Origin of the sequence: Enterobacter chinensis (assembly GCF_034008295.1) — a bacterium.
Classification (GTDB): domain Bacteria; phylum Pseudomonadota; class Gammaproteobacteria; order Enterobacterales; family Enterobacteriaceae; genus Enterobacter; species Enterobacter chinensis.
The window spans coordinates 363,123-375,536 of sequence record NZ_JARDVI010000003.1 but is presented as its reverse complement, the minus strand read 5'-3'; the positions used below and the strand labels follow the sequence as shown (position 1 = coordinate 375,536).

10 protein-coding genes are annotated in these 12,414 nt (G+C 54.3%); 3 read left to right on the top strand and 7 right to left on the bottom strand.

The window, feature by feature from the left end; genetic code table 11:
• Positions 1 to 38: 38 nt before the first annotated feature.
• From pgk to tkt, 3 genes are all read right to left on the bottom strand, one after another.
• Positions 39 to 1,202 carry a phosphoglycerate kinase gene (gene pgk, locus PYW49_RS11125; protein WP_134348805.1) on the bottom strand — a complete coding sequence of 388 codons (1,164 nt, stop codon included), beginning with the start codon at positions 1,200 to 1,202 and terminating at the stop codon, positions 39 to 41.
• 49 nt (positions 1,203 to 1,251) lie between these two features.
• A complete protein-coding gene (gene epd / locus PYW49_RS11120; RefSeq protein ID WP_134348804.1) occupies positions 1,252 to 2,271 on the bottom strand; it encodes an erythrose-4-phosphate dehydrogenase in 1,020 nt (339 codons plus the stop codon).
• A gap of 325 nt (positions 2,272 to 2,596) precedes the next feature.
• Positions 2,597 to 4,588, bottom strand: coding sequence for a transketolase (gene tkt, locus PYW49_RS11115; protein ID WP_320386439.1), 1,992 nt, complete (start codon positions 4,586 to 4,588; stop codon positions 2,597 to 2,599).
• Positions 4,589 to 4,860: 272 nt separating this feature from the next.
• Here tkt and loiP point away from each other — a divergent pair, with 272 nt between their 5' ends.
• Positions 4,861 to 5,619 (top strand): metalloprotease LoiP, encoded by a 759-nt coding sequence (loiP, locus tag PYW49_RS11110; RefSeq protein WP_021242066.1) that lies wholly within the window; start codon positions 4,861 to 4,863, stop codon positions 5,617 to 5,619.
• 210 nt (positions 5,620 to 5,829) lie between these two features.
• Entirely contained in the window at positions 5,830 to 7,098 is a 1,269-nt protein-coding gene (locus PYW49_RS11105) for an OprD family outer membrane porin (RefSeq protein WP_320386438.1), read from the top strand.
• 52 nt (positions 7,099 to 7,150) lie between these two features.
• Here PYW49_RS11105 and speB read toward each other — a convergent pair whose 3' ends face one another.
• The 4 genes from speB to PYW49_RS23425 form a co-directional block, all read right to left on the bottom strand.
• Positions 7,151 to 8,071, bottom strand: coding sequence for an agmatinase (speB, locus tag PYW49_RS11100; protein WP_134348800.1), 921 nt, complete (start codon positions 8,069 to 8,071; stop codon positions 7,151 to 7,153).
• Positions 8,072 to 8,280: 209 nt separating this feature from the next.
• Positions 8,281 to 10,257, bottom strand: coding sequence for a biosynthetic arginine decarboxylase (gene speA / locus PYW49_RS11095; protein WP_134348799.1), 1,977 nt, complete (start codon positions 10,255 to 10,257; stop codon positions 8,281 to 8,283).
• Between the two features lie 8 nt (positions 10,258 to 10,265).
• Entirely contained in the window at positions 10,266 to 10,397 is a 132-nt protein-coding gene (gene yqgB / locus PYW49_RS11090; RefSeq protein ID WP_127312443.1) for an acid stress response protein YqgB, read from the bottom strand.
• A gap of 94 nt (positions 10,398 to 10,491) precedes the next feature.
• A complete protein-coding gene (locus PYW49_RS23425) occupies positions 10,492 to 10,635 on the bottom strand; it encodes a hypothetical protein (RefSeq protein ID WP_435659344.1) in 144 nt (47 codons plus the stop codon).
• Positions 10,636 to 11,060: 425 nt separating this feature from the next.
• Between PYW49_RS23425 and metK the strand changes: the two genes are divergently transcribed.
• Positions 11,061 to 12,215 carry a methionine adenosyltransferase gene (metK, locus tag PYW49_RS11080; protein WP_134348797.1) on the top strand — a complete coding sequence of 385 codons (1,155 nt, stop codon included), beginning with the start codon at positions 11,061 to 11,063 and terminating at the stop codon, positions 12,213 to 12,215.
• Positions 12,216 to 12,414: the final 199 nt, after the last annotated feature.

Here is a 12,414-nt window from a genome sequence, read left to right as displayed (position 1 = left end):
CGCTGAAAATTGGGCAGGTTTCCCTGCCCTTGAATGGCTTACTTCTTAGCGCGCTCTTCGAGCATTGCTACTGCTGGCAGTACTTTGCCTTCCACGAATTCGAGGAATGCACCGCCACCAGTGGAGATGTAGGAGATCTTGTCAGCGATACCGAACAGATCGATTGCTGCCAGGGTGTCACCACCGCCTGCAATAGAGAACGCTTCGCTGTCTGCGATAGCGTTAGCAACGATTTCAGTACCTTTGCGGAAGTTCGGGAATTCGAACACGCCAACAGGGCCGTTCCACAGGATGGTTTTTGCGTTTTTCAGGATTTCAGCCAGTTTCTGTGCAGAAACGTCGCCCAGGTCCAGAATCTGCTCTTCATCTTTGATGTCGTTTACAGACTTCAGGGTCGCAGTCGCAGTTTCAGAGAACTCGGTCGCAACGCGAACGTCAGTTGGAACCGGGATATCGCAGGTGGTCAGCAGGCGTTTTGCTTCATCAACCAGGTCTGCTTCGTACAGGGATTTACCGACGTTATGGCCCTGAGCGGCAACGAAGGTGTTCGCGATACCACCGCCAACGATCAGCTGGTCAGCGATTTTAGACAGGGAATCCAGAACGGTCAGTTTGGTAGAAACTTTAGAACCACCAACGATAGCCACCATTGGACGAGCAGGTTCTTTCAGCGCTTTACCCAGTGCTTCCAGTTCGTCAGCCAGCAGAGGACCAGCACACGCAACGTCTGCAAATTTACCGATACCGTGGGTAGAAGCCTGTGCACGGTGAGCCGTACCGAATGCATCCATTACGAATACGTCGCACAGTGCAGCGTATTTTTTGGACAGCGCTTCGTCGTCTTTCTTCTCGCCTTTGTTGAAGCGAACGTTTTCCAGAACCACCAGTTCACCGGCAGCGACTTCAACGCCGTCCAGGTAATCTTTTACCAGGCGAACAGGGTTAGACAGTTTGTCTTTCAGGTAATTAACAACTGGCAGCAGAGAGAACTCTTCGTTGTACTCGCCTTCGGTTGGACGACCCAGGTGGGAGGTTACCATCACTTTAGCGCCCTGCTTCAGAGCCAGTTCGATGGTTGGCAGAGATGCACGAATACGCGCGTCGCTGGTCACTTTGCCATCTTTAACCGGTACGTTCAGATCGGCACGGATGAAAACGCGTTTACCAGCCAGATCCAGATCGGTCATCTTAATTACAGACATGGTGAATCCTCTCGTTGATTCTTAAAGTTTTGCAGACGCACGATGCGTCTTACCTGAAACCTTGAGCGGCCATTGCTAACGTGGTGTCGAGCATTCGGTTAGCAAAGCCCCATTCGTTATCACACCAGACCAGCGTCTTGATAAGGTGTGCGCCACTGACGCGCGTTTGAGTGCCATCAACAATGGCGCTATGCGGGTCGTGGTTAAAATCCACTGAGACCAACGGTAATTCCGTATAGTCAACTATACCATGAAATGCCCCCTGTGCCGCTTTTTGCAGCAACAGGTTGACTTCACAGGCTTTTACCGGTTTTTTTACCGTCACGCTAAGGTCGATTGCGGTGACGTTGATCGTCGGAACTCGCACGGCAATCGCTTCAAAACGGTCTTTAAACTGCGGAAAAATTCGGGTGATCCCTGCAGCCAGCTTTGTGTCCACCGGAATGATTGACTGGCTCGCTGCACGCGTGCGCCGTAAATCCGGGTGGTAAGCGTCAATTACCTGCTGATCGTGCATGGCGGAGTGAATCGTGGTCACGGTGCCAGATTCAATGCCATACGCATCGTCTAACAGTTTGATGACCGGAATAATGCAGTTAGTCGTGCAGGAGGCGTTGGAGACAATGCGGTGTTCGGCTTGCAGTTCATGCTGGTTGACGCCAAACACGACGGTCGCGTCGAGGTCGTTACTGCCGGGATGAGAAAACAGGACTTTCTTCGCACCTGCTGCCAGATGCGCTTCGCCATGTTCGCGGTTGCCGTACACACCGGTACAGTCAAGTACCACATCCACACCCAGTTCACGCCAGGGCAACCCGGAAATGCTGTTCTCATGCAGCACACGAATAGCATCGTCACCGACAAAAAGCTGATCTCGTTCCTGGCGTACATCCCAGGCAAAGCGTCCGTGGCTGGTATCATATTTCAACAAATGCGCCATGCCCGTAGCATCCGCCAGTTCATTGATTGCCACCACGGTCATCTCCGCTCGACGTCCGGATTCATACAAAGCACGAACCACATTACGCCCGATGCGACCGAAGCCATTAATCGCTACGCGTACGGTCATAGATCTCCTGCAAAGCTATCCCTGAATCTGAGGTGGCTGAAAGAGTAATCCAGCTACGCCCTAAGGGGAATCCTTGCTGTCACAAACTGCGATTGATTGGTCAATTGTCGAACATTTAATCGACTGAAACGCTTCAGCAAGAATAAGCGAATCGGGGAATAAAAGGAATGTCTGTCCAGATGAATAAGCGAGCTATATGACTTGCGTCACATTTTCGGTGGAATAATGCCGACAAAAAAGCCGGGCGGCGCGCTAGCGCTTACCCGGCCTACTTTCGTGCCATTTGTAGGCCCGGTAAGCGTAGCGCCACCGGGCAAAACAGCAATTACAGCAGTTCTTTCGCCTTCGCGACAACGTTCTCAACGGTGAAGCCGAACTCTTCAAACAGCAGTTCCGCCGGAGCAGATTCACCGAAGGTGGTCATGCCGACGATTGCGCCGTTCAGGCCCACATATTTGAACCAGTAGTCAGCGATACCCGCTTCCACTGCAACACGAGCAGAAACCGCTTTAGGCAGAACGGATTCACGGTAAGCAGCATCCTGCTTGTCGAACGCATCGGTAGACGGCATGGATACCACGCGCGCCTTCACGCCTTCGGCAGTCAGTTTGTCCCAGGCCGCGACAGCCAGCTCAACTTCAGAACCGGTTGCGATGAAGATCAGCTCAGGCTGGCCTGCGCAATCTTTCAGCACGTAGCCACCGCGAGCGATGTTCGCCAGCTGCTCTGGCGTACGATCCTGCTGCGCCAGGTTCTGACGGGAGAGGATCAGTGCGGTTGGGCCGTCATGACGCTCAACACCGTATTTCCACGCAACGGCAGATTCAACCTGGTCACATGGACGCCATGTGCTCATGTTCGGGGTCACACGCAGGGAAGCCACCTGCTCTACCGGCTGGTGGGTTGGACCGTCTTCGCCCAGACCGATTGAGTCGTGAGTGTAGACCATCACCTGACGCTGTTTCATCAGCGCAGCCATACGCACGGCATTACGTGCATATTCTACGAACATCAGGAAGGTAGACGTGTACGGCAGGAAACCGCCGTGCAGGGAGATACCGTTCGCAATAGCCGTCATACCGAATTCACGTACACCGTAATGGATGTAGTTGCCGGCAGTATTTTCGTTGATAGGCTTAGAACCAGACCACAGAGTCAGGTTAGAAGGTGCCAGGTCAGCGGAGCCGCCCAGGAATTCCGGAAGCAGTGGACCGAACGCTTCGATCGCATTCTGAGACGCTTTACGGCTGGCGATTTTAGATGGGTTCGCCTGCAGCTTAGCGATGAATTCGTTCGCTTTCGCGTCGAAGTTAGACGGCATGTCGCCTTTCATACGACGAGTGAATTCAGCCGCTTCCTGTGGGAAGGCTTTCGCGTAAGCAGAGAACTTCTCATTCCATGCAGCTTCTTTCGCCTGACCCGCTTCTTTTGCATCCCACTGAGCATAAATGTCAGATGGAATTTCGAATGCAGGGTGTTTCCAGCCCAGTGCTTCACGGGTCAGTGCGATTTCCGCGTCGCCCAGTGGTGCGCCGTGAGAGTCGTGAGTACCCGCTTTGTTCGGTGAACCGAAGCCGATGATGGTTTTGCACATCAGCAGGGACGGTTTGTCAGTGACCGCGCGCGCTTCTTCTACCGCACGTTTAATCGAGTCAGCATCGTGGCCATCAACGCCACGCACAACGTGCCAGCCGTAGGCTTCGAAACGTTTAGCGGTGTCATCAGTGAACCAGCCTTCAACGTGACCGTCGATGGAGATACCGTTGTCGTCATAGAACGCAACCAGTTTGCCCAGCTTCAGGGTACCTGCCAGGGAGCACACTTCGTGAGAAATGCCTTCCATCATGCAGCCGTCGCCCATGAACGCGTAGGTGAAGTGGTCTACGATGTCGTGACCAGGACGGTTGAACTGCGCCGCCAGCGTCTTCTCAGCAATCGCCATACCCACAGCGTTAGCAATACCCTGACCCAGCGGGCCGGTGGTGGTTTCTACGCCAGCGGTGTAGCCCACTTCCGGGTGACCTGGAGTTTTGGAGTGCAGTTGACGGAAGTTTTTCAGCTCTTCAATAGGCAGATCGTAACCAGTGAGGTGCAGCAGGCTATAGATCAGCATGGAGCCGTGGCCGTTGGACAGCACGAAGCGGTCGCGGTCAGCCCATGACGGGTTCTGCGGGTTGTGGTTCAGGAAATCACGCCACAGGACTTCGGCGATATCAGCCATACCCATAGGAGCCCCTGGGTGGCCGGATTTGGCTTTCTGTACTGCGTCCATGCTCAGCGCACGAATAGCATTAGCAAGCTCTTTACGTGAGGACATTTTAACTCCAGATCGGACTGTTAAAGGCCATGCCCTTGACGACAGCGCGTTTTGGGCTACGCCGGAAAAAAGTGCCAACAATGTAACCCAAGCGGCATGCCATGTACATGGACCATTCTTTTGCTTGTTAAGAAATCTCTGGATCATGCTCGCATGTTGCGCAATCTGCTCGCCCGGCCCTGTAGATATTCCTTATACTTAGCCCGACACCGGCTTCGCTGACGGTGCACTTTTCGGATTTTATTCAGATTAACGAGTACGGAAGCAACCTCATGAAAATGCGTGCAATAGTGCTGGCCTTGGGTACAACGCTCCTGCTGAGCGGCTGTCAGAATATGGATTCTAACGGCCTGATGACGTCAGGCGCAGAAGCCTTTCAGGCCTATTCCCTGAGCGATGCGCAGGTTAAAGCGCTGAGCGACCAGGCCTGTAAAGATATGGACGGAAAAGCCACGCTTGCGCCGGCTAACAGTACCTACACGCAGCGTCTGAATAAGATTGCTTCCGCGCTGGGCGACAACATCAACGGCCAGCCAGTGAACTACAAGGTTTACATGGCGAAAGACGTGAATGCGTTCGCCATGGCGAACGGCTGTATCCGCGTCTATAGCGGATTGATGGATATGATGACCGACAATGAAGTCGAAGCGGTTATCGGCCACGAAATGGGCCACGTTGCACTCGGCCACGTGAAGAAAGGGATGCAGGTTGCCTTAGGCACCAATGCCATCCGCGCTGCGGCGGCCTCAGCGGGCGGTATCGTTGGCAGCCTGTCCCAATCACAGCTTGGCGATGTCGGTGAAAAACTGGTTAACTCCCAGTTCTCACAGCGTCAGGAGTCCGAAGCGGATGACTACTCCTACGATCTGTTGCGCAAACGCGGTATTAATCCATCAGGTTTAGCCACCAGCTTTGAAAAGCTGGCCAAACTGGAAGCGGGACGCCAAAGCTCCATGTTTGACGATCACCCTGCCTCAGAAGAGCGTGCACAACATATTCGCGACCGTATGGCCGCAGACGGAATTAAATAATTTTGGAAGGAGGCAGATTTGCCTCCTTTTTATTTCGCATGAATTGTTAACTTAACCGCACATATCGACAATGCCCTGTAAAGCCCCGCCATATCTGCACTTAACCATTGAAATGTCTGGTCACATAATTATTGCAAACGTTACTTTTTCCGGTAATTATCACCCCCGCAGTTATTCAAATTAATATATCCAGACAGAGACGTTCCCTCCGTGAAAAAAGAATTATCATTAATTGCTTTAAGCTTATTTACCGCATTACCCGCCGCTGCAAGCCAGCAATCCGGCAGCCAGGGTTTTATTGACGACAGCCATCTGGATCTGTTTTTACGCAATGCGTATATCAGCCGCGACTACCATCAGGGCCAGCAGGACAAAGCCGAATGGGGCCAGGGTATTATTGCCACCTTTGAATCCGGTTATACCGAAGGGCTGGTGGGCTTTGGGGTCGATGGCATCGCGCAATACGGCGTGCGCCTGGACGGCGGCCGCGGCAAGAGTGGCGCTGGCGGCATCGACTTCTTTAAACAGGAAGACGACGGCCGGGCAAAATCCGATCTGGCAAAGTTTGGCGCAACCGCAAAAATGCGCATATCGAATACCGTACTGAGCTACGGAAATCAGCGTCCTGAGCTGCCCATCGTGAATGCCGACAGCTCTCGCCTGCTGTTTGAAAGCTACACCGGCGCCATGCTGACTTCAAAAGAGATCGACGGTCTGGAAATCAACGCCGGTTACTTCACCGATGAGCAGCGTAAAAGCGACGATCGCCACGACAGCGGGCTGAAGAGCCTCTCCTTCGGCGGTGCGAGCTACCAGTTCAACGACCAGTTCAGCGGCGCGCTGTACGCTTCTCATAATGAAGAGGTGATGAACAAGCAGTACCTGGGCATGAACTTCAAACAACCGTTCAGCACCGGCCAGCAGCTGGTGCTCGACTTCAACGGTTATAACTCCCGTCTTGATCAGGGTTACGCTGACAACCTCAACACGGGCCGAAGCAACACCATCTGGAGCCTGGCGGCGAGCTACATCTGGGACATTCATACGTTCAAAGTGGCGTACCAGCAGAGCAGCGGCAGCACCGGTTACAACTACGGCGGCTACCGTGACCAGGGCGGCGTGGGTGACGGCGGCAACACCATCTGGCTGGCGAACTCTTACTGGTCTGATTTCAACGGCGAAGACGAGCGTTCATGGCAGGCGTCTTACGGTCTGGACTTCGGCGGCCTGGGCTTGCCGGGGCTGAGCTGGACCACAGCCTACGTGCGTGGCGACAACATCAAAACGTCTGAAACCAGCAACGGCAAAGAGCATGAGTGGTTTAACCAGATCCAGTACCAGGTGCAGGATGGCCCGGCGAAAGACCTCAAGCTGAAACTGCGCTATTCCGTACTGCGCGTCTCAAGCAACGCCAGCGATTACAACGTGGGCGGGGACGAGATCCGCGCTTACGTGGAATACCCGTTTAACGTGTTCTGAAGACAATAAAAAACCTCTCCATGGAGAGGTTTTTTTTCACATCACGTAAGGCTTATTCGCCTTTTTTCGCCGCCTGGATGTAGAGCATTTCCAGTGCCAGGGTCGCCGCGGCCAGCGCGGTGATTTCGGACTGGTCATAGGCAGGCGCCACTTCCACCACGTCCATCCCGACAATGTTCAGATCCTTCAGGCCGCGCACCAGTTTGATGGCACGATCTGAGGTCAGGCCGCCGATCACCGGCGTGCCGGTGCCTGGAGCAAACGCCGGATCCAGACAGTCGATGTCGAAGGTCAGGTAAACAGGCATATCACCGACGATCTGCTTCACCTGAGCGATGATGTCATCAACGCTGCGATCGTTCACCTGGCCCGCATCCAGCACGGTGAAGCCGTTGTCTTTGTCGAACTCGGTACGGATGCCGATCTGCACCGAGTGGTTCGGGTCGATCAAGCCTTCGTTTGGCGCGGTGAAGAACATAGTACCGTGGTCAAACTCGCAGCCGTTCGCGTAGGTGTCGGTATGCGCATCGAAGTGCACCAGCGCCATTTTACCGAAATGCTTCGCGTGGGCGCGCAGCAGCGGCAGGGTCACGAAATGGTCGCCTCCGAAGGAGAGCATGCGCTTACCGGCAGCCAGCAGCTTCTCGGCGTGCTCCTGCAGCTTTTCGCTCATCTCACGCGCGTCGCCGAAGGCGTACACCAGGTCACCGCAGTCCACCACGTTCAGACGCTCGCGCATGTCAAAGTTCCACGGGAAGCGGTTATGCTCCCAGGCCAGGTTAGTGGATACCTGACGGATCGCTGCCGGGCCGTGACGACCACCCGCACGGCCGGAGGTTGCCATATCGAACGGCACACCGGTGATGACCCAGTCAGCGTCACTGTCGTACGGCTGGAAGTTCATCGGAAGGCGTAAAAAACCAAACGCGTTAGATACCAGAGAGTTATCGTACTGATGACCTAAAGTGCTCATGTCCTGACCTCTTTTAAAGTCGATACATTAAAAACAGATGAAAAAAAATCCCCTCCGCGTCGTTAAACCCGACGAGGAAGGGATTGATTCGTAAATCGCTAATTGGGGCGAATTATCGCCGGTAATGCATACGGGTTCAAGTGAGTATAGGGCATTGTGCGGTCCGATGCCCTTACCCCGCCCCTCTCCACAGGGAGAGGGAGATTTTCCTACTCATCTTCCAGGTAGGTGTACCCGTACAGACCCGCTTCAAACTCTTCCAGGAACTGCTGCTGCAATGCATCGTCCAGACCGGTGTTTTTCACCTGGTCGCGGAACTGAGTGAGCAGTTTTTTCGGATCCAACTGTACGTATTCCAGCATGTCCGCCACGGTGTCCCCTTCATCGGACAGCTCGATTTCCACGTTGCCGTCAGGGAAGACAAATACGTCAACCGCCTCGGTATCACCGAACAGGTTGTGCATGTTGCCGAGGATCTCCTGATACGCACCGACCATAAAGAAGCCCAGCATTGGCGGGTTCTCCGGGTCGTATTCCGGCATTGGCATCGTCGTTGCGATACCGTCGCCGTCAACGTAGTGGTCGATAGCACCGTCAGAGTCACAGGTGATGTCCAGCAGCACTGCACGGCGTTCCGGAGCGTGGTTCAGCCCTTCCAGCGGCAGAACCGGGAACAGCTGATCGATACCCCAGGCATCCGGCATCGACTGGAACAGCGAGAAGTTGACGTAGATCTTATCCGCCATGCGCTCCTGCAGCTCGTCGATAATCGGACGGTGCGCGCGGTTGCTTGGGTCGAGTTGCTTCTGCACTTCGTGGCACATGTTCAGATAAAGCTGCTCTGCCCACGCGCGCTCCTGCAGGCTAAAGGTGCCTGAAGAATAACCCACGTGAATGTCGTGCAGGTCCATCTGGCTGTCGTGCAGCCATTCGCGCAGGGAACGACGCGTGCCCGGCTCATGCATCTCCTGCCAGGTTTCCCACATGCTTTGCAGGGAACGCGGGGCATCATCTGCCGGAGGTGTCGCTTCGGTAGTTTCGCTGCGCTCAACGCCGATAATGTTAGAGACCAGCACCGTATGGTGCGCGGTCACCGCGCGACCGGATTCGGTAATCACCGTCGGGTGCGGCAGGCCGTTCTCTTCACAGGCGTCGCCGATCGCCCAGATGATGTTATTGGCGTATTCGTTCAGGCCGTAGTTCACGGAGCAGTCAGACTGCGAGCGGGTACCTTCATAGTCCACGCCCAGGCCGCCACCCACATCGAAGCACTGAATATTCACGCCAAGCTTGTGCAGCTCAACGTAAAAACGTGCAGATTCACGTACGCCGGTGGCGATATCGCGAATGTTGGCCATCTGCGAACCGAGGTGGAAGTGCAGCAGCTGAATGCTGTCCAGACGACCGCGCTCGCGGAGGATCTCCACCAGCTGCAGCACCTGGTTCGCCGCCAGGCCGAACTTGGATTTTTCGCCACCAGAGGACTGCCATTTACCGGAACCTTGCGAAGCCAGACGCGCACGCACGCCAAGGCGTGGCACCACGTTCAGACGTTCGGCCTCTTCCAGCACGATCGCGATTTCAGTCATCTTCTCGATAACCAGATAGACCTTATGGCCCATCTTCTCGCCAATCAGCGCCAGACGAATGTATTCACGGTCTTTATAGCCATTACAAACGATCACCGACCGGGTCATGCCCGCATGCGCCAGCACGGCCATCAGTTCCGCTTTAGAGCCCGCTTCCAGGCCCAGCGGTTCGCCGGAATGGATCAGGGATTCAATGACGCGACGGTGCTGGTTTACCTTGATCGGATAGACCAGGAAGTAGTCGCCTTTATAGCCGTAGGATTCACGCGCACGCTTAAACGCAGCGTTAATAGAACGCAGGCGATGTTGCAGGATCTGCGGGAAGCAGAACAGTGCAGGCAAACGCTGGCCCTGCGCTTCGCGGGCTTTCACCAGTTTGGCGAGATCCACGCGCGCGTCAGGGACGTCGGGATCCGGGCAGACGCTAATGTGGCCCAGTTCGTTGACGTCGTAGTAATTATTGCCCCACCAGGCAATATTGTAGGTGCGCAGCATCTTGCTGGCTTCCTCGGAGCTCATCGCAACCTCCTGCATAGAACGTAGTACACCCTGTTCGCCCGCTGACGAAGGCGAAAAAGAAGACATGTCGTCAGACATAGCGAACCTCAACTCTTTGTATTAAGTGTAAAACAGTTGACTACTATCGCAGCGTTATACGGCGATAACAACCCATAAACGGCTCCGTTTCCCAGCAGAGTATGCTGAAATCCAGACCGTGCGACCGGTTTCTTATTCATATCATTGTAAAACACGTATCCGAACTCTGTATGACAAGGTTCGGCGAAACCACGAGAAAACTCTTGTATTAACAAGAGCGCCCTTGTTCAGTTTTCACAGAGCGTAACCGGCCCTTGAATCCTGAGAAGCGCCGAGATGGGTATAACATCGGCAGGTTTGCAGATTAGAAATGCGGGTTGCGGGAATCAAATGCGCGCCAGAACGGCTGCGCTGAATGTGCGGAAAACGATGGTTCATTATCTCGTATCACCTCCACGGCCGCCTCTGCTGAAACGGACCACAAGCCAAAGCTAAAAGTTAACTGCTTAACCCGGCTGGAAGTGGCGACACGATGAGTTCATCGAGCGCTTATTTTATATGAGCCGCGCGCCGCGTTTTATACCGAGAAGGGGGCTAAAAAGCAAAACAAAAATGCGCGTGTTGCCGGCAGCGTCAGGAAAAATTTCCAGCCGCCATTTCAACGCAGTGAGAGATGAATCAAAAAAAACTGGAAATCGGGCGAACAAGTGACCTAAAATAGCCATCCAGATGTTAATCCATCTATACTGATTAACACTCATACTGCCAGTGTCATAAACCTGCAGGCCTTGGTAGAATTATCTCCTTTGGCTATTCCACACAGCAGCTTGAGCTAACCAAATTCCTCTTAGGTGAAATAAAACATGGCAAAACACCTGTTTACGTCCGAGTCCGTATCAGAAGGACATCCTGATAAAATTGCTGACCAAATCTCCGATGCGGTGCTGGATGCGATCCTGACCCAGGATCCAAAAGCGCGCGTAGCGTGTGAAACCTATGTCAAAACCGGCATGGTTCTGGTTGGCGGTGAGATCACCACCAGCGCATGGGTTGATATCGAAGAGATCACCCGTAACACGGTGCGTGAGATCGGCTATGTGCATTCTGATATGGGCTTTGATGCCAACTCCTGCGCGGTACTGAGCGCGATTGGCAAACAGTCTCCGGACATCAACCAGGGCGTTGACCGTGCCGATCCGCTGGAACAGGGCGCGGGTGACCAGGGTCTGATGTTCGGTTATGCAACCAACGAAACCGACGTGCTGATGCCAGCACCGGTAACCTACGCACACCGTCTGGTGCAGCGTCAGGCTGAAGTGCGTAAAAACGGCTCTCTGCCGTGGCTGCGCCCGGATGCGAAAAGCCAGGTGACCTTCCAGTACGACGACGGCAAAATCGTCGGTATTGACGCGGTGGTTCTGTCTACCCAGCATTCCGAAGATATCGATCAGAAATCCCTGCAGGAAGCAGTGATGGAAGAGATCATCAAGCCGGTGCTGCCTACCGAGTGGCTGAGCAGCGCGACCAAATACTTCATCAACCCAACCGGACGCTTCGTTATCGGCGGCCCAATGGGTGACTGCGGTCTGACCGGTCGTAAAATCATCGTTGATACCTACGGCGGCATGGCGCGTCACGGCGGCGGTGCATTCTCCGGTAAAGATCCGTCTAAAGTTGACCGCTCTGCTGCGTATGCAGCGCGTTATGTTGCGAAAAACATCGTTGCTGCCGGCCTGGCTGACCGTTGTGAGATCCAGGTTTCCTACGCTATCGGCGTGGCTGAGCCAACCTCCATCATGGTTGAAACCTTTGGTACTGAGAAAGTGCCTTCAGAGCAGCTGACCCTGCTGGTGCGCGAGTTCTTCGACCTGCGTCCATACGGCCTGATTCAGATGCTGGATCTGCTGCACCCAATCTACAAAGAAACCGCTGCATACGGTCACTTTGGTCGCGAACATTTCCCATGGGAAAAAACCGACAAAGCCGCTCTGCTGCGTGAAGCTGCCGGTCTGAAGTAATCGACTGACAACTGCTTTATAAAAGGCCAGCCTTCGGGCTGGCCTTTTGCATTTGTGCGGTCATCTTTGCCCGGTGGCGCTTCGCTTGCGCGGGCCTACAGGTTTTGCGGTATTTGTAGGCCGGGTAAGGCGCAGCCGACACCCGGCTGAAAGGCGCACTATTTGGAACCGATTACACCGCAGCGGATGCCTTCCGCTT

Excerpts from the sequence above, each read along its gene's own strand:
- tkt (WP_320386439.1), bottom strand. The coding sequence starts at position 4,588 with ATGTCCTCACGTAAAGAGCTTGCTAATGCTATTCGTGCGCTGAGCATG.
- PYW49_RS23425 (WP_435659344.1), bottom strand. The coding sequence starts at position 10,635 with ATGAACCATCGTTTTCCGCACATTCAGCGCAGCCGTTCTGGCGCGCAT.
- speA (WP_134348799.1), bottom strand. The coding sequence starts at position 10,257 with ATGTCTGACGACATGTCTTCTTTTTCGCCTTCGTCAGCGGGCGAACAG.
- metK (WP_134348797.1), top strand. The coding sequence starts at position 11,061 with ATGGCAAAACACCTGTTTACGTCCGAGTCCGTATCAGAAGGACATCCT.
- pgk (WP_134348805.1), bottom strand. The coding sequence starts at position 1,202 with ATGTCTGTAATTAAGATGACCGATCTGGATCTGGCTGGTAAACGCGTT.
- speB (WP_134348800.1), bottom strand. The coding sequence starts at position 8,071 with ATGAGCACTTTAGGTCATCAGTACGATAACTCTCTGGTATCTAACGCG.
- epd (WP_134348804.1), bottom strand. The coding sequence starts at position 2,271 with ATGACCGTACGCGTAGCGATTAATGGCTTCGGTCGCATCGGGCGTAAT.
- yqgB (WP_127312443.1), bottom strand. The coding sequence starts at position 10,397 with ATGAATAAGAAACCGGTCGCACGGTCTGGATTTCAGCATACTCTGCTG.
- loiP (WP_021242066.1), top strand. The coding sequence starts at position 4,861 with ATGAAAATGCGTGCAATAGTGCTGGCCTTGGGTACAACGCTCCTGCTG.